Here is a 23,976-nt window from a genome sequence, read left to right on the forward strand (position 1 = left end):
ATGGGGCTATAATGTAATTTGTACCCCCAGTGTCAGTACCCTTATTGGTGGCAACGATGTTGAACTTTTAGTCTCTGGATCTAAGCCTTTGTATGAGCTAAAGGTCAATAGATTCTGGCCCTGCAGAAATATCTTCGCATTTTGAAGATGTAATTTTTGCTGGAAATTCAATGGTAGCCGGTAAGAAAGGGAAACATTTTTTAACCTGATATAAGAAGCGTCGCGATAGGCAGCATCACTCTCTTTGGCCGCTGCATAGGCAGAATATGTGGCGAATGTTTGCGTGTAGCGTTGTATTGTTGTTATATCGCCTGGTTTTTGCCATCTGTCCAACACATATAGAGGAGCATTTCCTTGACCGCCGTTAAACCATCCCGGCATTATATTGCCACCAGGATAATAGTTTTGAGCAACTTGCTTTACAAATTGCAGTAAGAAATTGAGCTCAACTCCTCTAAATTGAAAATTATTAATTATTCCTCCGTAATATTTGGGTGAAGTATCAATGATTACCGTTTTATCGTCTGGTAGTACGGGTGTCGAAGTTGGATTGCCCTTACTATCCATAAAAGAATATATGCCAGTCGTTGGATCTACACCTAAGAATCGATATGTTTTTATAATGTTAATTGATTTTCCAATAGCGAGATCGTTCACATATGGCGATTCTTTAAAATTTGGAAAGGACACTAACTTATTTTTTGGCATGGTAATATTTGCGCTAGTTGACCAATTGAAATTTGATGATTTAACGTTAATGGTATTCAATGTTATTTCCCATCCCGTATTCTGTATTGTAGCCGGAAAATTTCTATCAATTGTAGCAAATCCGGTAATAGTTGGCAGTTCATATGGTAACAATTGATTCGAAGAACGGTTGCGGAAATAATTTGCATTTAATAAAATGCGGTCTTTTAAAAATCCCAAATCCAGACCGAACTGCAATTTCTTTGTTTCCTCCCACTGGAGATATGGATTAACCAAGCCGTTTGGTTGTAAACCGGTCCCACCCAGGTAAGGTAAATCAGAATTTATAGGCTCGTATAAATTGAGGAAACGATAATCAGATATCTGATCGCTTCCGGTCGTGCCATAACTTGCTCGTAACTTACCAAAACTTAAGAAACTTAGATTTTGTTGAATAAAATTCTCATTTGAGAAAACCCAGGCTCCGGCAAGAGAGGCAAAATTATGAAATTGATTTTCGGGGCCGAAACGAGAACTCCCATCCCGTCGTGCGGTGAAATTCACAATATACTTATCCGATAAATTATAGTTGATGCGACCAAAAAGCGCGTTATACCTGTAAACGGTATGTGCTGTTGAATTTACCGTTACTCGTGCCGCAGATCTGATGTCGCCTAAGACGAGGTCACTGGGGAAACCGGTACCACTCAATATTTGTCCCCTGCTATTGTTTTGTTGAATTGAAGTACCAAGTAGTGCCTCTAACCTTCCTTTTCCAAAACTTCTCTTAAAATTTAATTGCGGTTCTATGATCCAGGAATTGATGTTGTTGTGTCCAAAGCTTGCGCTAGGTGTGCTATACGGTATTTCTTCTGGTAATCTTGCTGTAATCGGAAGGGCGTTGGCTTCGTCGCTCTGCAAATTTGTATATCCAAAACTGGTTGAGAAATCGAGTCCAGCAGTAATTGAATAGTTCATGAATATATTACTCACTAAATTGGTGGTCTTATTTGAATATTTCTCAAAAGTATATTTCAAAGGGTTTGTCCACGTTGAAGATCCAGAAGAATTCACTTGCCAGTTCAAGGTGCCGTCATCATTAAATGGCCGAGGTGCGATAGGAGCGAGCGAAATTGCGGCATTAGTCAGATCCTCATTGGGTAAATGATTGTTGTCAATCATATAATTCCCCGAGAGGGTAATGCTGAATTTTCTATTAGCTGATGTGGCTCGCAAATTGAAATGGAGTGATCCTTTTTTATCTGAGAACTCACCTGGAAATACAGTGGTTTCCCGGTGGAAAGTTGAGCCGATAGTATATTGAGTGTTTTCACTCCCTCCCGAAAGGCTAACCTGCATATCATTATATTGTGATGTTCTACCGATCAGTTCTTTTTGCCAATCTGTATGCCGGGTTGTATCCCATAAGGTTAAATCATAGTCTCCACCTATTCCATTACCGACCGTGCCATTGTCGTTGGCTATCGCTTCATGGCGCATCTGTAAATATTGTTGAGCATTAAGCACTGGCAGTTTTCTGGTAACCTTACCCCAACCGGTTTGCAGGTTGAAGTTTACCTGAGTTGCTCCTGGTTTGCCTTTCTTGGTAGTGATAAGGATAGCGCCATTAGCTGCCCTGGAACCGTAAATGGCAGTTGCGTCGGCATCTTTTAATACTGATATACTTTCAATGTCCGCAGGATTAATGAAGCTAAGCGGATTTCCATTTGCGTTTATATCCCCGCTTCCCGAACTACGAAGAATGCCGCCAAGATTTGACAATAATTGCGAGCTATAGGGCACACCATCAATGACATAGAGCGGATCATTTCCGTTCAAATAACTGTTTTGCCCCTGTATGCGAACTTTTACTCCGCCTCCTGCAACACCGCTTGCTTGCTCAATGAATAAACCTGGCACACGTCCCTGTAAAGCCAGTAATGGGTTATTTACAGGTTGTTTTTCGATGTCAGCTGCTTTAATTGTTGTCACGTTACCAGTGCTTAAACGCTGTGAGGTTTGCCCATAAGCGATCACCTGCACCTGATCGAGGCTGGAAGTTGCTACTGCCAGTTGGATCACACCGAGGTTTTCAGCCGCTTTCACTTCTTTGGGCTGATAACCAATAAAGGTAATGACCAGCGTAGCACTGGGATCGATCTGCTTAAGCGTAAACTCCCCGCGTGCATCCGTAGTGGTGGCACTTTTGCCGTCTTTCACTTTAACAGTGGCACCGGGCAGGGGCTGGCCCTGCTCGTCGGTGACTTTGCCGCTGACGTCGATGGCGGCAGGGGCGGCTTTCTTGGGTTCGGCAGGTGCGGATGCTTTTTGCCGGACGATGATGGAGTTGTCCTGTATTTCGAAGTCCAGGTTTTGGTTTTCGAGGATACGGTCCATAGCGTCTTTTAAGGGGGTATTACTCAGGTTAACAGTTACCGGCTTGGTATTATTAACCAGCGCGGATGGGTAAAGTACCATGTACCCGGTTTGTTTTTTGACTTCTTTAAAAATGCTTTTGAGGCTGGCGTCTTTCTTTTTGAGCGTGACATTCTGCGCCCTGGTAGCAGCACTCACCTGGATAAGGGTAACGAGTAGTATAATGGTCGTGAGTCGCATGATCAGCCATATTTTACGGTACACCTGCTTGGGTATACCAATTCCATGTGTATATTTTTTATACATTTGTATTCCTTGCTTTTGCAGTCCGCCGCTATTTTGAAACGGTCGTGGCGGCTGCGGTTAACATTTAGTTTTTTAACGAGCTGGGTTGAACCAGGAGTGTCGAGCTTCTGGTTTTTTTTGGCCTTGATTTATCGTCGTAAATATTTTTTCATGCGTTTAAATTTTAGGGTGATTAATTAGGTTATTTACTGACATAGATAGTTTTGCCCTGTATTTTAAAATGCACCATGCGGGTGCTTTCCAGTTTTTGCAGAACTTTCGATACATTACTGAAACGCGATACACCGCCGCCAAAGGCCTGTGTTTTATCGATGTCGCCATATTGAACATCGACATCATACCAGCGGGCTACCTTACGCATGATGCTTTCGAGCGGCTCGTCGTTGAAAACAAACAAGCCGTTCTTCCAGGCCAGCACTTCTTCGATATCAGCTTCTTGTACATTAAGCTGGTTATTGCTTAGTACGGCCTGCTCACCCGGTTTAATGATTTGCTGCTTACTGGCTGTCGTGATCTTCACACTGCCCTCCAATAAAGTGGTTTTAAGCGTGGGTTCATCCGCATAACTGTTAATATTAAAATGCGTACCCAAAACTTCCACGGTTTCTTTTCCGGTCTTCACCCGGAAAGGATGCGCCTTATCCTTGGCCACTTCAAAATAAGCTTCGCCGCTTAGTTCCACTTCCCGGTCCGTACCCGTAAAGGATGCTGGATATTTTAATGATGACGCGGCATTCAGCCATACTTGAGTGCCGTCCGGTAATACGACCTGGTATTGTCCGCCACGCGGCGTCTCAATAGCATTGTAAATGCTTTCCGCGCTGTTATGACTGCTATTCGAATTGTCATAAACGAGCGTGCCATCCGCTGTTTTTTGAATCGTTTTTCCGGCTTGATTGGCAATAGGTCCATTTTTAGCGTCGGTCAGTGATATGCGCTGTCCATTCCCCAGTACGAGGTAAGCCTTGTTACAGCCGGGCTGTACATCATTAACAGCGACGGTCTGAACAGCACTTGTCTTTTTATGCTCTAAATAGCTGTAGCTGCCTATGCCAATAGCGGCCAGTAGCATGGCTGCTGCGGCATAGCGGTAAATAGGAACGATGCGACGGCGGTGGATCCGGTTCCATATCGCTGCCTTTACCTGGCTGATGTTCCGGTCTGATTCCGGAATTTCTTCTTTTGCTGCAAGGCCCATATACCAGCGTTCGATAAGGGCCGCTTCTTCCTCAGTGGCCGAACCGTTGACGTACCGGGACATCAGTTCCTCAATTTCTTGATCATTCATACCAACTGTTTAATATTCGCTTATTAACTATCTAACAGGTTATCGGCACCAAAGGAGTAGTGCTATGATAAAAATATTTTTTTCGCAGGAATAATATGAACTGGGCACGAATCCGTGTTAAAGTGTAGGGCAGACTCTGCTCAAAGCTGCTACTGAAACAGCCTGTTGAGCCAGAGCAATGATGCCATGAGATGTAGCAAAACGATGGAGGTAAAACGGGCTCGTAACCGTCTGAGTGCAACAACTAGATGTTTCTTAGCAGTCGCTTCTGATATTTGCAGTACATCCGCAATTTCCCTGCTGCTGAGGTAGGATTTGCGGCTAAGCTCAAAAACTTCCCGCATTTTTGGCGGAAGGGCGGCAATTTCTCTTTCGATCAGGGCTGCCATTTCCTTTGTTCTCAGCTCCTGGTCGGCATAAACTTCTTCCTGCGCCAAGTAAGTTTTCATCGACTGGAGATACTTGTGCCTGACCTGCTCGCGGTAAAACAAATTGATAATGCGGAACCGGATGGCCTGAAAAAGATAGGCAGCTAATGTAGTATGGAAAGTCAGCGTCCCCATTTTCTCCAAAACCGACGAAAAAATATCCTGCACAAGATCGGCGGCTTCGTCGTCATTTTTCAGCATTCTCCGGGCATGGTTATATAAGGCCAGCCAGTACCGGTTATAGACCTCTTCAAACGCACGCTTGTCATACTGGTTGAGTTTATCAACCAGCTCGGTATCTGTCAGCTGCGAATAATTGATAGTCATGGGTCTGTCAAACCAAAATTACTCAATCCCTTACAGATTTCAAATTATTATGATAAGCAGCATTTTTAGCAGGGCCGGGATTTTGCAGGTGATTTCTTTCTGCTTTGCCTTCGCTGCTTTGTCCACTGCCCATTCATTCAGGTCGGCATGTGTGGCGTACTGAAACCGCCGGTCTTCATATCGCTTTCCGTCAGCACTGATCGCTTCATGGGTATATTTATCACCAGTAGGGTCGTTATCCAAGAAAAGGAACACTTTATCATGCCGCTCCAGAAAATCTTGTGTCGCTTTGCGGCGCATCAGGTGGGCGCTGTGCAGGATGACGTAATTGCTGTGCGGCGGGTTGTTTTTGTGCAGGGTCATAAAGGTGAGGAAATCAAAAAAGCCTTCAAAGACCCGCACGACCGTAGCGCTGTTATCGATCGTCGTGATCTGCTTATTCTCAGCGGCCTTCATATAGGGGCTGCGGATCTCGAAACGTCCGCTGTCGTTCCGGAAACCGATGCCATAATAGTCTTTGCCGTTAATTTTAAAGTTCACCTCGCGGCAGTAACGGTATGCTATATCTAGGTCTATGTTTCTTAACCGGAGATAGCGGAGTAAGGCCGCTGAGTGAATGCGGGCATTTTTATATATGCTGACTTTTGCCGGCTCCGGCATTTGTTCGAGCTTCAGGTCAACGCTGCGGATATAGGCAGCCGGGCTAATTTCCTGGTTATTGAGCTGTCTGACCGCTTCTTTGATATCGATATTCCGGTACGCCATGATAAAGTCCAGAAATGATTTCCGCTTCAGCTCTATACCGAAATCGGTCCACTTATTCCTGGAGCGCTCGATCCGGAAAGATGGGTGGTTCTCCGCCCGCAATGGCGACAGGTAATAATGAAAATCACCGACAACCCGCACGGGATTGATACCCATACCCGCAAGGTAGGATACCAGTTCTATATCATTCAGTTCAGCACATTTCATATGCTACTTCTCAACTTGCAGTTTTCGTTATCCATCGTTTTAAGCTACAAAATTAGGGGCGCGAATGGAAATCTTCATAAAAAAACTACAGTTCGCTTTTTATAGCCGTAAGATATGTAGCTTTGATATTGAATCAGTTTGACTTGCTTGGGGATATACTGATTGTAGAGTTAATTATTATTCCTTCACTTTAAACCTGAACTGTTAATGCAGCTACCCGATTGTATTACACCACGCCCTGGCGAAGACGTCATTTTTTATAACGAATCGGTTAAAATAGAGGGAAAATTCGTCGGCTATAATGTCGCAGATGCATTGATTATTCAGAATCAGTTTGGTTCGCAGTCAATCATTGATGACTTTTTGAAAGTTCGCCCTAAAGACCCTTTAAATCGCGCAAAGCCAAGTTGGGACTTGTTACATAGGAGTGGCGGCACCATCAAAGCAACACCAGACGAGATCGCAGCATTTGACAAATTACTGAATGTCCGTATCCCGCCGGGCCCCTGCTATATGGAATTCATAACAGAATTATGGGCCCGCGGTTATGAGACTTTTCTGGTGGGGGGCACCGTCAGGGATGTTATCAATGGGCAAAAAGCCAATGACGTCGACCTGGTAACCAGTATGCCGTTTAATTTGTTGGAACCGCTGGTAGAATCGATGTTTGGTGATAAGAATTTCAGCCGCGCCAGGCCTAACGGGTTCATGAGTGTTGCGCCGAAAGAAAGATTTGACCCTAGTATAGATGTAAAGAATTTTTTTCTCTCATTTCCTGGAACAAATATGGCCACATTTGGATCTAACTTTGAAATAGATCACCGACTACGGGATTTTTCCTTCAATGCTATTTATTATGACCCAATCAATCATTTCTATCTTGATCCCAGCGGCAGGGGTATTCAGGATGCAAAAGACAAAGTTATTCATATCATTAAAGATGTGAAGTTTGAACATCCGAACTATGCCAATGCCACTGTGTTAATCAGGTTCTTTAAATTTTTGAACCGGGGATATTCCTATACAGACGAATCACTTAAGCAAATACAGGATACTTTTATTAGGGAATTCTCATCATTAGGACACACGAAACGAATATCTCATTTCAAAAGACAAATACTAAAGAAAAGCCCAAAGGCGGATCACCGGGAGCTGATTAGCCAAACAAAACAATTTATGATCGATTGCGGCTGTAGCGTAATATGGGAGAGTTTTTATGAAGAGCATGTGGAGGAGCTTCAAAAATGACAATAGATAACTACTATATTCCCCTGGAAGAATCACCGGGAGGATTTGCCTATAATTACGACTTGGCCAATTTGATTGTTCCCGATGATGACGACATCGCAGAATTAGAGGCTCAGTTTGCAAGAAATTTTACGCTTATACAAGGTACAGTCATCATCAATGGGGCGACATATAACAATTGTGTGATTCTTAAGCCGAATGAAGGCATCGATGATAAGCATTATATACGGGTAAACAAAGACGGGATACCTGATCAATTAGGCGAAATCACCGGGGCCAGGCCACCCGCTGAATGGATCAACGAAAATATGCTGGAAGTAAGGAATTCTGAGTTTTACTACTACCAATATTTTACACACCTGGATAACAATTATATTACCCCTTATCTGGAAACGTCCAATGACATATCGTTTCCCTTGCTCGACTATAGTCATATCCTCAATACCCCGAAATTACTCATTGTCGGAGGTCCCGGCGTAGGAAAAACAACGTTTATCCGGAAGTTGGCTTACTATTTATTAAAAAAGCTTGACAAGGCGCGTAAACCGGGATTGGTACCTGTTTACATCAAATTAAGATCACTAAATTTTTCTTTGAACGAGCTGGCAATCAGTCATTTTCTGAAAGAAACTTATTCAAAAATGAGCCTTGATGTCGCGCATCAGACGATAACTCAAAAGAGGTTTTTATTGCTATTCGACGGGCTTGACGAAATCGAGCCCAAATATCAGGAGATATTTACGTTCTGGCTCAAAGAGCACGTTTTGAACAACGAGCGCTATCAGGTAATCATAACTTCCCGTGAAATTTCCATGCTTCAAAAGAACGAGTTCGACTCGTTCAAAAGACTAAAAATAGCGCCCTTCAATTTATCGCAGATGAAGGAGTACTGCTATAAAGTAACTTCTGAAAAGAACACACGCAATTTCTTTTTTCATTCGATTGAAAAAAACCCAGATTTGGAAAAAATACTTTCAAATCCCCTTATACTGAGTTTAGCACTACGGCTTTACCTGGATAAGAATATTTTGCCGAACGATATTACATCCCTGGTGAAGGAAATCGTAGATCACTTGTGTGAGAACTGGGATCTCAACAGGAAAATTAAGCGATATAACTTTTTAACATCTTCGTTAACACGTACCTTGTTAAGCAAGATTTCTTATTTTTTGCACACCAATGAAAAGGTCTTGTTCTATTCAGACGAAATAGAGCATTTGTTGCCCTACAAATTAACCGCTTTTAATGTAAAAGACATACTGGAAGAGATTTCGGAAGCAACTGGTTTATTGACGCCGGAGAGTGATAACTACTGGACTTTCTCACATATCTTCTTTCAGGACTTTTTCTGTGCCAATTACCTGATCGACAAATCTTCCAGCGTAATCGATGATTTTGCAAAATTTAAAGGAAATTACAAGTGGATCAATGTTTGGAACAACCTCATTTCAATGAGCAGCGATCCTGAATTTTACATGGGAGATCACACGAAAAGTGAATATGAAAAATCTTTAAGATTGATTCGCATGACGACCTTGTTTAGGAAATCAGATTATCTTGACAGTGCCTTGTATCACGCTGTATTGGATCAGATGCAAAGTCTTATTGAGAATTACTCGCATAAAATAAAGTCTATCAATTATGGAAGCCCAGTGATCGACGTAATATTGAATGATCCGTCAACTGAAGATATTAACATCCTTTGGTATATCTTATGCATGATTGTCATTAAAAATCATGAAATGCCGACAGAGCATTTTAAAAACAGTTTGTTTAAAGGAGATTCTGAGTTTGTCAAACTAATGAACCTGCTGCTTTCTTCTTCCAATGACTACCTTCTCGATAAAACGGATACATCTATTCAAATCGTTAAAGAATAACAATAGCGACAAACCTATTTAAAATTCCTGCCTTTGTAAATGGCGTCTTTCGGCTGCAGTGTCTTAAGGGGCTTATACATGGGAATGAAAGGCGCGGCTTTTCATCGGCGCGGGATAAGGTGAGTACCAGTTGCTTGATGTTTGGGATAGCGGTGAGGTTGCCAGGAGTTTGGTGATGTCGAATACGCTGCATGATAATGTGAATGACCTGGATTGGCTCGACGACGCATTCACTGTAGATTATTCTGTTGCAACAGCCCGTTTTTTGGGCGACCCAGCGCTCCATCCAAAAAAGGCCCGCCCACGCTTCGCCGGGGCAAGCCTTTTTTATGCACATCGCCAAAACACGGGCAGTTGCTTTCTATTTAAACAGAGCATTTCATCGGTATATTTGTAGAATGATGAAACACGTGTTTGTAATTGATGATACTGGTTCCCCCGGTAACAAATCAGAATCACTGATGCTAAGGAGCGACCGGGTAACTTACGTGGCGGTATTTATTGCAGCAGACATCCGGGAGGAACTCGCACTTGCTGTTCAAAATTTGCTCTCCAAACACAATCTTCAAGAATTTCATTTCACAGACCTGATCAACCGTCGAAAAGAGTATGCAGGCCTGAGCACCGACAGTGTTATAAACCTATTTAAAGACTTCACCGGTATATTGAATAGATACCGGCTACCCTATTTTGTTCAAACAATTACACCGAGAACACTTGCTGAAAATGGACTAAGCAATAATCTCAATAAAACGCTTGATGAAATTGCACTTGATTTCCTTTTTGCGAGGATCGTTCATTTTGTAAAAGTAAAACGGATCCACAATCAATTTGAAGTGTGGATCGACTCGGGGAAAAAAAAACACGGACATTCAGCCGAAGTACCCAATCTGCGGAGGGTAACTAAAGATAACATTATGCTTTACCAATCGTCAGATAAAAACGTGCTAATCCAGGTCGCTGATTTTTTTGCCTTTGCTATGAACAGGAATCAATTGATAGCCATTAAACCATCGCGAACAGCATTCGATATCGTGCTTATTACCTTGCTCAACAGCGTATTTTTTTGCAACGAAAGTTCAGGAAGCGCGTCGGTTCTTTATGATGAAAAAATATTCACAAAGGAAGATTACGACACTTACCAGATTGAAAAATTTAAAGAGCTTGGTGTTTTCGAATATTGGAAGAAGGTAATGCGCGATTAAACAGCCGGTGGCTTTAGCCGGGAATTCAAAGATACCAGTGCTTGTCCCTTTATTAAAATATTCGATAAACTATATTATTTTTAACACCCTAAACATTTCACAATGGTAATCGACAAAATCAAAGAAAACCTTATTCCTTGTTTTACAATTTCCCTGGTAATTGCTTATTTTGGTTGTGATGGCTATTATTCGTTTTTCCATATTAACATCGCGTCATTCATGTCTATAACTGACCTTACAATGGTATTCGCTAAATATGTATGGCTATCTGCAATGAGCATATTTATCTTTGGTTATATGCTTTATAACTATTTAAAGCAAGTTGGCAATAATGCAAGCTGGTGGGATAAAAAAATCGGGAATTCGACTATCAAACGGAGATCGCTGTTTTTATTCCCTGCTATACTGGTGGTTATTATATTCGGATTTACTTATAAAACTTTAGGCGATTATTTGATGCTGACTTATGCCGGGACACTTGCATTGCTGGTGCTTGTAGTCGCGGGTATTGCTATTTTCTCTAGTGTAAAAACCAAAACCGAACTAACCGAGATATCTATTTCACAGTGGTTTTTAATCATATTCGTTGCTTTAATTTCTTTTGTACTTGCGCCTAATATTGTGGGATACGTTATTGCATTAAAATCTACGCCTGGAATCGTGAAGGTTAAAATGGAGGGTTACGATGCCGAAGTGATTACAGATAACCAAAATTTAATTTATGTTGGAAAAATAGAAGGTTTTTTCTTCGTTTATAATTCCAAATCAAAAACGGCAACGGCTTACCCAATGGGAAAGGTACAAAAGTTTGATATCATTGAGGAATAATTGAATTAGCTGTTAATAAAATTATGTCAGACAATCCTGATTTCCCACCTATCGTATATAAATACCGCAATTGGACAGATATCAATCACCAGAATATGCTGCGCAATAATGAGCTTTACCTATCGTCGCCAGCTGATTTCAACGATCCGTTCGACTGCCGCATACCGGAAAATTTTTATTTGCTTGATACTCCCGCAAAAATCGACGAGTACATCGGGAAAGTGATAGACCGCCAATACGATACGCTACTCAAAGACAGAATTGATCTAAAGTTATTTAGCGAAAGGATGAAACTACGATTGACAAATCGGTTAGATCAGGTACAAGGAGAACATGAGCAAATAACTTTTGAAGCGCTTGATAGAAACTACGGTGTGCTGTCCCTGAGCGCGCGTTGGGATAGTATCCTAATGTGGTCTCATTATGCACAAAATCATAAGGGTTACTGTATTGGATTTCATGAAGAAGAATTATGTAAGGCCAAACTTTTTGGCCGGGGTGGTATGGTGATTACTCCGGACGACAACAACTATCCGGCAATTGATCCTAATGACGACGACATCATGAAGAAAGTAATATTGCAGACACAATACAAATCCAATGAATGGGCTTACGAAAATGAATACCGCCTTACGTCCCTTCTACCTGGCCTACCTACCGTTAATGACCGTAAAAGGTTCGTCACCAACGCGTGCGTGGCGGAACTAACGCTTGGCCTGCAGACCCCTGAAGATCACAAACAGGAAATGATCGAAATTGCCCTTACTAAAGGGATCAAAGTATTCCAAACAGTCAAGGTGCCCTTTAAATTTCTTATAGACCGTATTCAAATCGCCTGAGAATTCGAATAAGACCTGTTAAGCGCAGGTCTTATTATTCGGTCTATTTATTAGTTAGCCCTTTCATCTTTTCGCTGAGTTCCTTCAGCCCGGCTTTTTTCAGGCACTCATCTGCAAAAACTTTCAACTCTTCCACATCCTCTGGTGGAACTAGTTTCAATAGTTCCTGCGCTGCATCCCCATCTTTACCGAGGCTACCCACCACAACGCTATTCAATAACAATACAGTTTTCCGGTTCATTTTGACATCGATCTTCACAGATTCATTCATCCCTGGACTACATAACAAAGTTTCGTAGACCGTTCCCAACACATTCGTTGCCATATTCATTTGATTTAATGGTTAATATTGGCAGCAAAGTTAATTTGTAGTACTGAAACGATCCTCATCATAATATGATGAGGATAATGCACCTTTTTATGCTGAATTGTATTTCTCTGTAAATTAGTTTAATTAAGCCGGATGGTGACCCGCCGTTTCAATAACCTGCTTCTCTTTGTCCGGTAAGCATGGCGATACTGGCAGTCATCACAGCCGCAATCATCAGCCGGGTGCACGCAGTGACAGCCTTTTGCGCATCCGTCCGGAAAACGTTCATACAGCATCCGGATTTCCCATTCATTAGGTACGGGGTCCCTCCAGTTCATGTGTCTTTGTTTTAATAACCTAATATACGATTTTGCTTAAAAAATGTCAGTCGCCTGTATTTATCTTTTATTGCTGATTGATTTGTTTATCCTCGCTTTGTGGCTGGAAACCCATCCTCATCAAAATATGGGGAGGATAGGTAAATGTGGTTTAGAGGTTCTACTTTTGATCTTGAAACGTGAAAGGGGTTTGTGCAATGGAGTTTACAAATGAAGTATTTTCGCTTTCCCGGATAAGGGAAACTGACCTGGCTTATCTTTTGGATAGGTTAGGTCATGAGCCTGCTGCCCGGAAGAAAAACGATACGGATTGGTGGTATGTGTCGCCGCTTCGCAATGAGCAGACGGCAAGTTTTCATGTTGACCGTTTGACCAATGAATGGTATGACTTCGGGTTGATGGCGGGCGGGAATCCGGTCGACTTTTTACTGCGCTATCACCGGTGTTCCGTAACGGAATTGCTGGAACGGATAAACGCTTCTTTTTCCCCTCACCAGCTGCCGTTTTTTGAAACCGGTTCACATGAGGGACGCGCGGGTACCGGCAGTAAATTATTGGTGAAAGAGGTACGCCCGCTCTATGCTTACCCGCTCAAAAATTATCTGCACGAACGGTCGATACCAGTGGCCATCGCCGACAGCTATTGCAGGGAAGTTGCCTACGAAATTAACGGGCGCTCTTACTATGGGATCGGCTTTCAGAACGACGCGTGCGGCTGGGAGATCCGCAATAAAAATTTCAAGCAAAGCAGCGCGCCGAAAGACATTACCTGCCTGGGCCGGGGCACTGGTTCTGTACACGTTTTTGAGGGCTTTATGGACTTCCTTTCTTATGTGGCTTTACATCCCTATGAGGACCCGCGTTCGGTGGATTTCATAGTGCTGAACGGCGCGGGTTTGTTTGACCGGGCGCTGTCTTTTTTAGAAAGTCATTCGAGTGTTCATCTTTGGCTGGACCGGGATGTGACGGGCAGGGCCTATACGCAGTATGCCTTGTCACTGGGTTCGCGGTACCGGGATGAAAGCGGGTTTTATAGCCGGCATAAGGATTTGAATGACTGGCTGGTACACAAGGGCGAAGTGCCGAAACCGCAACTGAAGCCGGTACCGGGCTTGCGGCCGGCGGGCTGATATATGGATGTTTTGGGTTATGCTTTTTACCCTCACCAGCCTGGGGGTTAGATTGCCTTGTGTGCAATCGGCCAGATGTACAGTTGTTTAACAACAACTGAAATCTGGCCGCCCCCCTCCGAAGTCGGGAGCGGTTGGGACAGTGCCGGCTTATGATAGCTTGTATTTTTTTGAGTTGGGATATTTGAGTGGAAAGGATAAGTGATGGAAGACAAGAAAACGGGCCGGGTCAGACTTATAGGCCTGCGGCTGACAAGCGATGAATATCGCTTATTAGAGGGCCGCTGGAAAAAAAGCACGGTGCTGAAGCTAAGCGAATATGTACGGCGGGTTTTATTTGGAAAAACGATTACCGTTTATAATCGCAACCAATCCCTGGATGAATTTATGACAGAAATGATTTTATTGCGCAAGGAATTGAACGCCATCGGTGTAAATTTTAACCAGGCTGTTCACCGGCTGCATACACTGGATCATTTGCCGCAAATGCAGGGATGGTTGCAGGGGTTTGAGCGGGATAAAGATGTGTTTTTTAACAAGGCTGACGAGATCAGGTTAAAGATCAATTCCATCAGTGCGCAATGGTTGCAGTAATGCATTCGTCAAGCAGTTTGCGCAACTGTTTAAACTACAATGAGCAGAAGGTAAAGACCGGCCATGCGAAGTGTCTGGAGGCGGGTTACTATCCGATGGATGCGGCGGATATGAACTTTTACCAGAAGCTGGCGCGGCTGGAAAAGCTGACGGCATTGAACCAGCGGACCAAAGTGAACAGCGTGCATTTTTCTTTGAATTTTCACCCGTCGGAAAATCTGTCGGAGGAAACATTGAAAGCGATTGCAGCGGTGTTTTTAGAGAAGATCGGTTTTGGCGGGCAGCCTTATTTATTATACCAGCATTTTGATGCGGGGCACCCGCATATTCATTTGGTAACGACGAATATTAAACCTGATGGAAAGGCAATCAACCTGAATAACATGGGCCGGAACCAGGCGCAGGTTGCCCGTAAAGAAATAGAAATCGCCTACGGTTTGATACAGGCGGATACTCAGCAGGAACGGGAAATTAATCACCTCAAACCTGTCAATGTCCAGCGGGCTTTATACGGCAAAATGGAAACCAAAAGAGCAATTTCAGGGGTGCTTAATGCAGTAATTAAAAATTACAAATTCAGCTCCCTGCCGCAATTAAATGCGGTGCTGGGTTTATACCATATTACGGCGGATAAGGGCAACGAGGGTTCACGAATCAGGGCGCATGATGGCCTGGTTTACCGGGTGCTGGATGAGGAAGGCAACAAGGTTGGAGTGCCGATCAAAGCAAGTGATTTTTTTGACAAACCGACACTGAAAAAATTGCAGGAAAAGTTTGTGCATAAAGAAGCGGAGAAGTCGCAAGAACACCGGTCAAGGATAAAGACCGCAGTCGATTTGGCATTGCTGCGTGGAGCAACGGACTTATCAGGTTTAGCAGAAACTTTAAAACCATCAGGCATAGATCTCGTCATCCGGCAAAATGCAGACGGATTGATCTATGGCATTACCTACGTAGACCATGTGAAGAAGACGGTTTTTAATGGCAGCGAATTGGGTAAGGACTACAGTGCTAAAGCGGTGCTGGAGCGGTGCGCAAACGTTGGGGCCAGTGAGGGGAAAAAACAAAACGGGGAAGCGGAAAAACTGGGGCAAGGCAGGACGGCCAAACAGGGGTGGCAAAGCGTAAATCCGAACCAAAATTTCGCTGGTGAGGGAAAAAATAATACGGGATCGGGTATGGGAGGAACACTGCTCGAGCCGGGTGAGCAGCCGGAGGTGATGGACTGGCAGCTGAAGCGGAAAAAACGAAAGAAAAAGCGGCAGCATTTGCCGCCGGTATAAATGCGCGAGGCATAAAATAAGTATGAATTGTGTGATTGACTTAGCGAGGAGGATAAGATGCAGACAGGAGAAAATGATCAGGCGATGCGCAAGATCCTGGATATGACCAGGCTGATCAGTATGGTGGTTTTAGGACTTCATTTTTATGAGGTCTGTTACGGAGTTTTTGCCAGCTGGCATTTGGTGTCGTCGTTGTCGGACAGGCTGCTGGGGAACATTGTGCGAACGGGCTTATTCAGTAATTTTTATAAGGCAAAACTGATCGCTTTAGGCTTTCTCGCCATTGCGCTGATCGGCGTGAAGGGGAAGAAAGATGAGAAGCAAAATTTTAAGACGGCAGGACTTTATTTAATTATTGGCTTGCTGCTTTTTCTCACCAGCTATTTTGCATTACTGGTTAGAGGGAAAATTCAGGTTGTGGCTTCCTTATATATGGGTGTTACCAGCTTAGGCTACCTGTTATTTTTGAGTGGCGGCACGATGGTTTCCCGGATCATCCGGGACAGGTTAAGCGGTGATATTTTTAACCGTGACCAGGAGACGTTCCCGCAGGAAGAGCGGCTAATTGAAAATGAATACTCGGTGAACCTGCCGGCACGCTATGTGCTAAAAGGAAAAGTTCGTAATTCTTACATCAATTATATCAATATGTTCCGGGCGCTCCTTGTATTGGGATCGCCCGGTTCGTAAGGTCGGGCAAAAGCTATTTTATTATCCGGCATGTGATCACGCAGCATATCCGGAAGGGCTTTGCCATGTTCGTGTATGACTTTAAAATGCCGGATCTGGCGGTCATCGCTTACAATACCTGGCTGAAATATAAAGGCAATTACAAGGTCGCCCCCAAATTCTTTTCCATCAATTTTGATGACCTGTCGCGGAGCAGCCGCTGTAACCCTTTAGATCCGTCGGCCATGCTGGATCTGACCGATGCGGTGGAATCAGCACGCACTATTTTATTGGGCTTGAATCGCGAGTGGATCAAGCGGCAAGGTGATTTCTTTGTGGAAAGCCCGATCAACTTTCTTACGGCTATTATATGGTATTTGCGCAAGTATAAGGATGGGGAATATTGCACGCTTCCGCATGTGATCGAGCTGATGCAGGTGGAATATGATAAGCTATTTACCATCCTGCGCACAGAGCAGGAAATTGATGTACTGATTAATCCATTTGTAAGCGCCTTTATGCGGGATGCAGTGGAGCAATTGGAGGGGCAGATCGCCTCGGCCAAGATCACCATGGCACGGATCGCCTCTCCGCAGCTGTATTACGTGCTGTCGGGTAACGAGTTTACGCTGGACATTAATAATCCGAAGGAGCCGAAGATCGTTTGCATGGGCAACAACCCGCAGAAGATCCAGATCTACGGTGCGGTGCTGTCGCTGTTCACCAACCGGCTGCTGAAGATCATCAATCAGAAGAACAAGTTGAAATGCAGCCTGGTGTTTGACGAGTTTCCAACGCTCACCACGGACATCATACCCACCATTTCTACCGGCAGATCCAATTTAATCTCTACCTGTTTAGGGATACAGGATGCCAGCCAGCTGCGCAAGGATTATGGTAAGGAACAAGCGGATGTGATCATGAATATTACCGGTAACATGGCGGTCGGCCAGGTGTCAGGCGATACGGCGAAATACGTTTCGGAAAAGATCGGCCGCATCATGCAGGACCGCGAAAGTTTATCTATTAACCGCACGGATACTTCTATCAGTCGCTCGAAGCAGCTGGAAGCAGCGGTGCCGCCATCACGCATCTCGGCGTTAAGTTCCGGCGAGTTTGTGGGTATGGTTGCCGATAACCCGGATGAAAAGATAGAACTTAAGGCTTTTCATTGCGAGGTTATTAATGACCATGAGGCGCTGAAAAAAGAGATCGATGGGTATCAAGAGCTGCCGGTGGTGCGGCAGATCAATAGCGGGATCGTGCAGCGGAATTATTTGCAGATCAAGCAGGATGTGCAGGAGATCATTCAGCTGGAGATGGAGCGGCTGCTGAGCGACCCGGCGCTTTCGCATCTTATTATTAAAAAAACTGGCTAATATGCTAATATTACATATATTAGATTATTATAAACTGTCGAAATCAGCTAATCTCATGCCTAACCGAAAATTCACGCCCGGAACACAATGATATGTAACATTCATTCTTACCACGATTTGCGGATAACATCAACAACTCCTCTATTAATTAAAATGGGATGTCTGAGTCATTTTAGTCGTTGTCGCTTATTATCTTATTAATACCTTTGCCTTTATATAAACATTGAGTTTACGTTAGATATATTTAATCAAAAACATATTTTCAGGAAGTAATGAAACAAAAAGACAAAATTATTGCAAAAAAATCTCGAAAAAAAGATGTAGCGGTAGTTGACGTTTTTTGCGGAATTGGCGGCCTAACCCGCGGGATGCAAGAGGTTGGATTGAATGTGGTTGCCGGCATTGATTATGACAAAACCTGCGATTTCGCTTTTGAACAAAATAATAAATCAAAATTTTTACACCGGGACGTAACAACTATCAATGCAAAGGAAGTAATTAAGCTTTATCCTAAAAATAGCTTGAAAATCTTAGTTGGCTGCGCCCCGTGTCAGCCGTTCTCCCAGGTGCCTGGCGAACGTGAAGACAAGGAAGGCAAATGGAGATTGTTATACTCGTTTGCTGACCTTATCGAAAAGGTTAATCCGAGCATCGTTTCTATGGAAAATGTACCGCAACTTATGAGTCACAAAAACGGGGTTGTTATTAAGGACTTTATCAAAAAACTTGAAACATTGGGGTATGCTGTCTCTACCTACAAAGTTAACGCGGCAAATTACGGGGTGCCTCAAAGACGTTACAGGCTTATTTTATTTGCTTCAAAATTCGGCAAGATTGACCTAATTCCAAAGATATTCGAAGATGCAAATGTGCCTACAGTGGCGGATGCAATTAGTCATTTGCCGCCGGTAGAAGATGGGGAAATCCATCCGAAAGACCGTTTACATAGAGCCCGTAAATTAAGTCCTGCTAACAAGCAGCGGATAATGGCAACTTCAGAAGGCGGCAATTGGACAGAATGGCCATCCCATTTGCTTGAGGGGTTAACGTGCCGTGAAAGTAATATGGGCAAAACGTTTACTAGCGCGTATGGCAGAATGTCCTGGAATAAACCCGCGCCGACATTGACTACGCATTGTACTGGACTGAGCAATGGAAGTTACGGTCATCCTATACAAAATAGAGCCATTTCACTACGCGAGGCCGCATTATTGCAGTCATTCCCGGAAAACTATAAGTTCAACAATGAGGAACAGGAACTAAGCGTTTCGATCCTGGCAAGACATATCGGCAATGCCGTTCCGCCAAAACTTGGCGAGTCCATTGGAAAAAGCATATTAAATCATTTAACTCAACATAATTTCGATGGGCGGCAAGCTTAAGTGGAGATTTGACGCAAGCACTTTTAAGCTTTTGGGACGGGGTTTAATCACGGACCGGATAACGGCTATATATGAACTCGTTAAGAATTGTTATGATGCCAATTCTACAAAAGTTGAACTGGATTTTATAAACGTAGAGAACCGAGGCTCTAAAAGCGTCATTATTATCCGGGATAATGGGTCAGGCATGAGTTTGAGGGATATAACGGATAAATGGCTGGTTGTAGGAACTTCAAGCAAGCGCGGCAAAACTTTTTCAGATCCGCCGTTTAACCGGCGTTATATAGGCGAGAAAGGCGTAGGACGATTTGCCACGGATAAATTAGGCGGGCATTTGCAGATATACACCAAAAGAAAAACCGATTCGGAAATATTAAAAGTTACAATAAACTGGTCGGAATACGAAAATCAGGTAACGCAAAACGGGGCTGGCAATCAGCAAATGTTATTTACCGAACTCGAAAACGATTACGAATATGTCGGCGACAATGGTTTATTTGACGACGGGCACGGGACGCAGCTCGAGATAACAATGTTGCATGAAGCCTGGGACAATGAAATGCTTTTGCGGCTCGAAAACCAGTTGGGTAGAATACTGCCTACTCTATTTGATTTGAACCCGCCTTTCGATATTTTTCTAGAGGCGGAATCGCTTGAAATGCCGAATAGAAAGGTTGTGCCAGAACCAATCGAAAATCTGGCTACTGTGCACGTCAAGGCAACCTATGATTATAAAAGCGGGCAACAGGGCATTGTATATTTCGACGAAGAAAAGCAAGAGTTTGTTCCGCACTATGTCGAGCCGGAAATATTCGGCCCTATATCGATGGATTTTTATTATTTCAATGCTGACGCCCAAACACAATTTAAAGCCAAGTATAAAAACACCTCAAATTATATTGAAGGCGTTAAAATCTACCGCGACGGCGTAATATCTACACCATTCGCTGAATACGAAAGCGTTCTGGATAAGCGCCGGGACATCCTCGGGATTGACAAACGTCGTTTTCAGGAGGCCTTTGATAAATTAAGCACCCGCCAGTTTATCGGTATCATCCACATAACGCGGGATGGTAACCCGGCGATACTTGATGCGACCAACAGGCAAGATTTTGACGATACGCCAGAATACCGACGGCTAAAGGAATTCGTAATTGAACAAATTGACGAATTAGCAAAGTACCGCGCCGTTAAGCGTAAAGAAAATAAAGTGCGGGTTCAAAACAACCTTAGGCGGGCATCCGCGGATGTTAAGGATGTATCTAAAACATTAAATAGGATTATTAAGGAACGTCCTGAATTAAAAAGCGTATTAGCTCCGGCGATTGCAAAGGCTAAAGATGCTTCGGATAAGGTAACGGAAGGCGTTAAAGAAACTGAAACCTCCGAGCAGGAATTTTTAAGGAAAGAAGAACTTTACCTTAGCTTAATGTCGTTGCAGGATTTTGCAAACGAATTGGCTCATGGTATCCGTTTTGCGCTCGCTCCGGCAAAACAAGGGGCGGAATATATTGTGGAGTTTTTCCCGGACCCGCGGCTGAATGATAAATTTCATGAATACGCCCGGTTGATTTATAGCCAAACTGAAGTAATAAGCACCCTTGTCGACTTTATGCTAAGCTATGCTCAGGTTGATATTGAGGACAGCGATTTTTCCGTTAAAGATGTGATTAACAGCGTCCTTAAAGGAGCTCATTCGATTATCTTTGAGAAAGAAGGCATTGTTGTCAATATAGATGTTAAGGAGAACATTCAGCTCACCGGAAAACGCAAGTTTCTTGAGGATGTCTTATCGAATCTAATTTCTAACTCAAAGAAAGCACTGGCAAAAGAAAAAGAAAAGAAGATATTATGCGAAACTTTCGTCGACAGCGATAAGCTGACCATTGTATTTTCAGACAATGGCTCCGGCGTTGATCCGAAGATCCGGGACAAGATGTTCGAAATGTTCAAAACTACTACCGCTGAAGAAGGCGGCGCAGGGCTTGGATTGTTTATCGCCCGTTCGAGAATGAAGGCCCTTAATGGCACCATCGAGCTTGTGAACAGCGCTTTTGCTCCCAAAGGAGCAAGTTTTAAATTGACCTTACCTTTAAAGAAATAGTTTATGGCAACTAATAAGCCGCTAATTGTCGTAGTCGACGATGACTTTACAAAAGATCAGCCCCTGTACGGATTTTTGGAAACCGCTTATCCTGCAGAAAACATTCATTTATTTCAAAACTCCGGCGACGGCGTAAATTTTATTGAACAAAATCTATCGAAGAAAATCATTGTTTTATTAGACATTATGTTTAATGGCCAGGAAGTAGGCGTAGATGTTTTTAACGAAATTTCCAAGAAAAGCGCGCTTGTGTGTTTTATCGTGATGACCGGTAACATTGAACAAATATCCCGGGAAGGCCTAAAGAACCTAATCAACGGGCATGCATGGTATATCGTTCAACGAGATAAGCCAGCCAAAGATATTCTCGCGATTATCAAAGACGCCGAAAATCATATCAACCTCCGTGTAGACGGGGCTTTGGAGGAATGGGTTTTCCGGCATACGCCGGAAGAACAAGCCAGGCCATTTTTAAAAACAAGAAGCGGTAAGTCATATTCCCTGCTTGATATCCTGCAATCGCTTCGCACCGGCGACAATGACGATATTGGTCAAAAGATAGCAGGCGATATTATGGCGCTGGCAGTCGACTTGTTATTACAGGATAAAACAAAAATAGGCGGAGGCGAATAACATGCTTAACGTAATTTTCGTCTCGGACGATCTGGATGCGCAGATCGGCCCTAACTGCGCCCTTTCGCATAGTCATTTTACCGGAGAAGTCAATTTGCAAGGAAATAACGTAGTCCTTTTAAACGGGGACCTATGCACGGCAACAGAAGTTGAAAAAAATATTACATCTTTTGGCGGCGGCAAATTTATTTTAGTCGCTTATTCGCACGGATGCGAAGACGCATTAGTTTCAAGTGCAGATGCTAATGGCTATATCCATGCGGGGAATTCGTATTTCTTTGGATCAAGTCTTGTTTATACCAACTGCTGCCATTCTGCAATAAAATTAAAAGACAGTTTAATAGGCGCGGGTTGTCTGGGTTATGTAGGATACGATGACGACGTCCGGTTACCCGAAAACGAGGCGGACGATATTCTTTTTATTGCATGCGAAAACAGCGGGCTGATTCACTTTCTTAACACGGGGGACACCCTATCTGATTCCGTAGAGGTAATGAAAAGCAAATATAGGGATCAGTACAAATCTTTCCTTGGTCAAAAAATGAACGTTGCGGCAGCCTTTTTGCTTCGAAACTTGAATAGTCTTACTTTTCACGACGACGGATCGCTTACACGCGAGATTTTGGAAAATTGACCTTGTTAGCAACAAAAAGAGATATCTGCTGTAACTTGTTAATTAGCAAAATATTTTCCAAATGGATATTTGGTCTCCAGAGAAACGCAGTAAAGTCATGGGTTTGGTACGATCCCAAAATACCAAGCCTGAAATTAAACTGCGAAAGGCTCTTTTTTCAATAGGATACCGTTACAGGATACACGAAAAAAAGCTTCCTGGAAAGCCTGACATTGTACTACCTAAATATCGAACGGTAATTTTTGTGCACGGTTGTTTCTGGCACAGTCACGTGGATTGCAGGGCTGCAAACCCTCCAAAATCAAACTTACAGTACTGGACGCCGAAATTAGCCCGCAATGCGGAGCGCGATGCTGCTCATCAGGAAAGCCTGAAAGCTTCAGGATGGCAGGTAATCGTTATCTGGGAGTGCGAGTTAAGGAAAGATGCGCCGGCGGTCTTGTCGCTCATCAATGAAAAACTAAAAGGCGGCAACAGCTAAAAAGGACGGGTTAATTGAATCTTTATTTTTCTTGAAAATAGGCCTTTGGTAAAGCATCAAGGATGTCAGCAGGTTACGCGACTTTCTTCTACCTGCCGGATCATGATTTCAAGCCCCTCGTCTCTGGTCATGATATTACCCAGCTCTTTTAATGACTGTTCATCATGATAGATACCGTTAGGATCATTCCAGACCAGCCATTCAATAATATCATTTCTGTCCATCGCGTTCACCAGTACAAGGAATTTATCCTTCGGCAATTCAGTAAGAGACTGATAATTATAACCGCTGTTTTTCCAGAAATTCATACTTAAAGATAGCAAAAATTCCTTATATTTAAGGAGAAATCATTAAAAAAGGCATTATGATTGCTAAGATATTAACCGTATCGGATGTGGCAAAGTTCATGACACAACTGGTACAGGAAGGCACCAACGCCCATCCTGATGAAGATTTTAATAACTATGTAAACATGGAGACCGGAATTCCGGCGTATGCGCCTGAGCAAGTGGCAGAAAGAAACCGGCTGATGGCCAATGTTTCGATGTTTGTGAAGCTGCCGGCCTGGATGTGTACAGCGTGATGCAGGAAATTTTCCTGACCGAGACCGGTCTGGACAAATATATACCACTGCCTTCGCAGTTATAACCTTCGC

General features: G+C 43.4%; 24 protein-coding genes. 17 read left to right on the plus strand and 7 right to left on the minus strand.

The features are described 5' to 3' along the window. Positions 1-6: 6 nt before the first annotated feature. The 4 genes from ACP26M_RS20025 to ACP26M_RS20040 form a co-directional block, all read right to left on the minus strand. A complete protein-coding gene (locus ACP26M_RS20025; protein WP_426582655.1) occupies positions 7-3,369 on the minus strand; it encodes a SusC/RagA family TonB-linked outer membrane protein in 3,363 nt (1,120 codons plus the stop codon). Positions 3,370-3,550: 181 nt separating this feature from the next. Beyond that, a complete protein-coding gene (locus tag ACP26M_RS20030) occupies positions 3,551-4,657 on the minus strand; it encodes a FecR domain-containing protein (RefSeq protein ID WP_426582657.1) in 1,107 nt (368 codons plus the stop codon). 149 nt (positions 4,658-4,806) lie between these two features. Further along, complete coding sequence (locus ACP26M_RS20035) at positions 4,807-5,412, minus strand: RNA polymerase sigma factor (RefSeq protein WP_426582659.1); 606 nt, start codon at positions 5,410-5,412, stop codon at positions 4,807-4,809. 39 nt (positions 5,413-5,451) lie between these two features. Next, positions 5,452-6,384 (minus strand): toprim domain-containing protein, encoded by a 933-nt coding sequence (locus ACP26M_RS20040; protein ID WP_426582661.1) that lies wholly within the window; start codon positions 6,382-6,384, stop codon positions 5,452-5,454. Between the two features lie 207 nt (positions 6,385-6,591). Here ACP26M_RS20040 and ACP26M_RS20045 point away from each other — a divergent pair, with 207 nt between their 5' ends. The 6 genes from ACP26M_RS20045 to ACP26M_RS20070 all read left to right on the plus strand — a co-directional run bounded on the left by ACP26M_RS20045 (position 6,592) and on the right by ACP26M_RS20070 (position 12,384). Further along, positions 6,592-7,632, plus strand: a complete 1,041-nt coding sequence (locus tag ACP26M_RS20045; RefSeq protein WP_426582663.1) for a hypothetical protein — start codon at positions 6,592-6,594, stop codon at positions 7,630-7,632. Further along, positions 7,629-9,512, plus strand: a complete 1,884-nt coding sequence (locus tag ACP26M_RS20050; RefSeq protein ID WP_426582665.1) for an NACHT domain-containing protein — start codon at positions 7,629-7,631, stop codon at positions 9,510-9,512. The genes ACP26M_RS20045 and ACP26M_RS20050 overlap by 4 nt, the downstream gene beginning before the upstream one ends. A gap of 130 nt (positions 9,513-9,642) precedes the next feature. Then, positions 9,643-9,909 (plus strand): hypothetical protein, encoded by a 267-nt coding sequence (locus ACP26M_RS20055; RefSeq protein ID WP_426582667.1) that lies wholly within the window; start codon positions 9,643-9,645, stop codon positions 9,907-9,909. A 1-nt stretch (position 9,910) separates the two neighbouring features. Continuing rightward, positions 9,911-10,717 (plus strand): DUF3800 domain-containing protein, encoded by an 807-nt coding sequence (locus tag ACP26M_RS20060; protein WP_426582668.1) that lies wholly within the window; start codon positions 9,911-9,913, stop codon positions 10,715-10,717. 102 nt (positions 10,718-10,819) lie between these two features. After that, on the plus strand, positions 10,820-11,545 hold the full coding sequence (locus ACP26M_RS20065; RefSeq protein ID WP_426582670.1) for a hypothetical protein: 726 nt from the start codon (positions 10,820-10,822) through the stop codon (positions 11,543-11,545). 23 nt (positions 11,546-11,568) lie between these two features. Further along, a complete protein-coding gene (locus ACP26M_RS20070) occupies positions 11,569-12,384 on the plus strand; it encodes a DUF2971 domain-containing protein (RefSeq protein WP_426582672.1) in 816 nt (271 codons plus the stop codon). Positions 12,385-12,427: 43 nt separating this feature from the next. On the opposite strand, the gene ACP26M_RS20075 is transcribed toward ACP26M_RS20070, so the two are convergent. Both ACP26M_RS20075 and ACP26M_RS20080 read right to left on the minus strand, forming a co-directional pair. Then, a complete protein-coding gene (locus tag ACP26M_RS20075; protein WP_426582674.1) occupies positions 12,428-12,709 on the minus strand; it encodes a hypothetical protein in 282 nt (93 codons plus the stop codon). A 125-nt stretch (positions 12,710-12,834) separates the two neighbouring features. Then, positions 12,835-13,032 (minus strand): hypothetical protein, encoded by a 198-nt coding sequence (locus ACP26M_RS20080; RefSeq protein WP_426582676.1) that lies wholly within the window; start codon positions 13,030-13,032, stop codon positions 12,835-12,837. A gap of 179 nt (positions 13,033-13,211) precedes the next feature. Here ACP26M_RS20080 and ACP26M_RS20085 point away from each other — a divergent pair, with 179 nt between their 5' ends. The 10 genes from ACP26M_RS20085 to ACP26M_RS20130 all read left to right on the plus strand — a co-directional run bounded on the left by ACP26M_RS20085 (position 13,212) and on the right by ACP26M_RS20130 (position 23,321). Beyond that, a complete protein-coding gene (locus ACP26M_RS20085) occupies positions 13,212-14,162 on the plus strand; it encodes a toprim domain-containing protein (protein ID WP_426582678.1) in 951 nt (316 codons plus the stop codon). Between the two features lie 204 nt (positions 14,163-14,366). After that, positions 14,367-14,756, plus strand: a complete 390-nt coding sequence (locus tag ACP26M_RS20090) for a plasmid mobilization protein (RefSeq protein ID WP_426582680.1) — start codon at positions 14,367-14,369, stop codon at positions 14,754-14,756. Next, the gene (locus ACP26M_RS20095; RefSeq protein ID WP_426582682.1) at positions 14,744-16,039 is read left to right on the plus strand and encodes a relaxase/mobilization nuclease domain-containing protein; all 1,296 of its coding nucleotides are present in this window, start codon (positions 14,744-14,746) and stop codon (positions 16,037-16,039) included. Before ACP26M_RS20090 ends, ACP26M_RS20095 begins: the two co-directional genes overlap by 13 nt. 57 nt (positions 16,040-16,096) lie before the next feature. After that, complete coding sequence (locus tag ACP26M_RS20100; RefSeq protein WP_426582684.1) at positions 16,097-16,729, plus strand: YWFCY domain-containing protein; 633 nt, start codon at positions 16,097-16,099, stop codon at positions 16,727-16,729. Positions 16,730-16,761: 32 nt separating this feature from the next. Further along, positions 16,762-18,087 (plus strand): type IV secretory system conjugative DNA transfer family protein, encoded by a 1,326-nt coding sequence (locus ACP26M_RS20105; protein WP_426582686.1) that lies wholly within the window; start codon positions 16,762-16,764, stop codon positions 18,085-18,087. Positions 18,088-18,359: 272 nt separating this feature from the next. Continuing rightward, entirely contained in the window at positions 18,360-19,469 is a 1,110-nt protein-coding gene (locus tag ACP26M_RS20110) for a DNA cytosine methyltransferase (protein ID WP_426582688.1), read from the plus strand. Then, on the plus strand, positions 19,453-21,573 hold the full coding sequence (locus ACP26M_RS20115) for a sensor histidine kinase (RefSeq protein WP_426582690.1): 2,121 nt from the start codon (positions 19,453-19,455) through the stop codon (positions 21,571-21,573). The genes ACP26M_RS20110 and ACP26M_RS20115 overlap by 17 nt, the downstream gene beginning before the upstream one ends. 3 nt (positions 21,574-21,576) lie before the next feature. Next, positions 21,577-22,206 carry a hypothetical protein gene (locus ACP26M_RS20120; protein ID WP_426582692.1) on the plus strand — a complete coding sequence of 210 codons (630 nt, stop codon included), beginning with the start codon at positions 21,577-21,579 and terminating at the stop codon, positions 22,204-22,206. Position 22,207: 1 nt separating this feature from the next. Beyond that, positions 22,208-22,840 carry a hypothetical protein gene (locus ACP26M_RS20125; RefSeq protein WP_426582694.1) on the plus strand — a complete coding sequence of 211 codons (633 nt, stop codon included), beginning with the start codon at positions 22,208-22,210 and terminating at the stop codon, positions 22,838-22,840. A 61-nt stretch (positions 22,841-22,901) separates the two neighbouring features. Continuing rightward, positions 22,902-23,321, plus strand: a complete 420-nt coding sequence (locus tag ACP26M_RS20130; RefSeq protein ID WP_426582696.1) for a very short patch repair endonuclease — start codon at positions 22,902-22,904, stop codon at positions 23,319-23,321. Between the two features lie 65 nt (positions 23,322-23,386). Here the strand turns inward: ACP26M_RS20130 and ACP26M_RS20135 are convergent, their stop codons facing one another. After that, positions 23,387-23,629, minus strand: a complete 243-nt coding sequence (locus tag ACP26M_RS20135; RefSeq protein WP_426582697.1) for a hypothetical protein — start codon at positions 23,627-23,629, stop codon at positions 23,387-23,389. Positions 23,630-23,685: 56 nt separating this feature from the next. Here ACP26M_RS20135 and ACP26M_RS20140 point away from each other — a divergent pair, with 56 nt between their 5' ends. Beyond that, positions 23,686-23,904, plus strand: a complete 219-nt coding sequence (locus tag ACP26M_RS20140) for a hypothetical protein (protein ID WP_426582699.1) — start codon at positions 23,686-23,688, stop codon at positions 23,902-23,904. Positions 23,905-23,976: the final 72 nt, after the last annotated feature.

This window comes from Mucilaginibacter sp. R-33 (assembly GCF_049949235.1).
In the GTDB taxonomy this organism is placed as follows: Bacteria; Bacteroidota; Bacteroidia; order Sphingobacteriales; family Sphingobacteriaceae; genus Mucilaginibacter.

Coding starts and splice junctions, on each gene's coding strand:
- ACP26M_RS20035 (WP_426582659.1), bottom strand. CDS start 5,412: ATGACTATCAATTATTCGCAGCTGACAGATACCGAGCTGGTTGATAAA.
- ACP26M_RS20075 (WP_426582674.1), bottom strand. CDS start 12,709: ATGGCAACGAATGTGTTGGGAACGGTCTACGAAACTTTGTTATGTAGT.
- ACP26M_RS20030 (WP_426582657.1), bottom strand. CDS start 4,657: ATGAATGATCAAGAAATTGAGGAACTGATGTCCCGGTACGTCAACGGT.
- ACP26M_RS20125 (WP_426582694.1), top strand. CDS start 22,208: ATGCTTAACGTAATTTTCGTCTCGGACGATCTGGATGCGCAGATCGGC.
- ACP26M_RS20120 (WP_426582692.1), top strand. CDS start 21,577: ATGGCAACTAATAAGCCGCTAATTGTCGTAGTCGACGATGACTTTACA.
- ACP26M_RS20080 (WP_426582676.1), bottom strand. CDS start 13,032: ATGAACTGGAGGGACCCCGTACCTAATGAATGGGAAATCCGGATGCTG.
- ACP26M_RS20100 (WP_426582684.1), top strand. CDS start 16,097: ATGCAGACAGGAGAAAATGATCAGGCGATGCGCAAGATCCTGGATATG.
- ACP26M_RS20090 (WP_426582680.1), top strand. CDS start 14,367: ATGGAAGACAAGAAAACGGGCCGGGTCAGACTTATAGGCCTGCGGCTG.
- ACP26M_RS20060 (WP_426582668.1), top strand. CDS start 9,911: ATGATGAAACACGTGTTTGTAATTGATGATACTGGTTCCCCCGGTAAC.
- ACP26M_RS20130 (WP_426582696.1), top strand. CDS start 22,902: ATGGATATTTGGTCTCCAGAGAAACGCAGTAAAGTCATGGGTTTGGTA.
- ACP26M_RS20070 (WP_426582672.1), top strand. CDS start 11,569: ATGTCAGACAATCCTGATTTCCCACCTATCGTATATAAATACCGCAAT.
- ACP26M_RS20050 (WP_426582665.1), top strand. CDS start 7,629: ATGACAATAGATAACTACTATATTCCCCTGGAAGAATCACCGGGAGGA.
- ACP26M_RS20025 (WP_426582655.1), bottom strand. CDS start 3,369: ATGTATAAAAAATATACACATGGAATTGGTATACCCAAGCAGGTGTAC.
- ACP26M_RS20040 (WP_426582661.1), bottom strand. CDS start 6,384: ATGAAATGTGCTGAACTGAATGATATAGAACTGGTATCCTACCTTGCG.
- ACP26M_RS20045 (WP_426582663.1), top strand. CDS start 6,592: ATGCAGCTACCCGATTGTATTACACCACGCCCTGGCGAAGACGTCATT.
- ACP26M_RS20115 (WP_426582690.1), top strand. CDS start 19,453: ATGGGCGGCAAGCTTAAGTGGAGATTTGACGCAAGCACTTTTAAGCTT.
- ACP26M_RS20110 (WP_426582688.1), top strand. CDS start 18,360: ATGAAACAAAAAGACAAAATTATTGCAAAAAAATCTCGAAAAAAAGAT.
- ACP26M_RS20065 (WP_426582670.1), top strand. CDS start 10,820: ATGGTAATCGACAAAATCAAAGAAAACCTTATTCCTTGTTTTACAATT.
- ACP26M_RS20135 (WP_426582697.1), bottom strand. CDS start 23,629: ATGAATTTCTGGAAAAACAGCGGTTATAATTATCAGTCTCTTACTGAA.
- ACP26M_RS20095 (WP_426582682.1), top strand. CDS start 14,744: ATGGTTGCAGTAATGCATTCGTCAAGCAGTTTGCGCAACTGTTTAAAC.
- ACP26M_RS20140 (WP_426582699.1), top strand. CDS start 23,686: ATGATTGCTAAGATATTAACCGTATCGGATGTGGCAAAGTTCATGACA.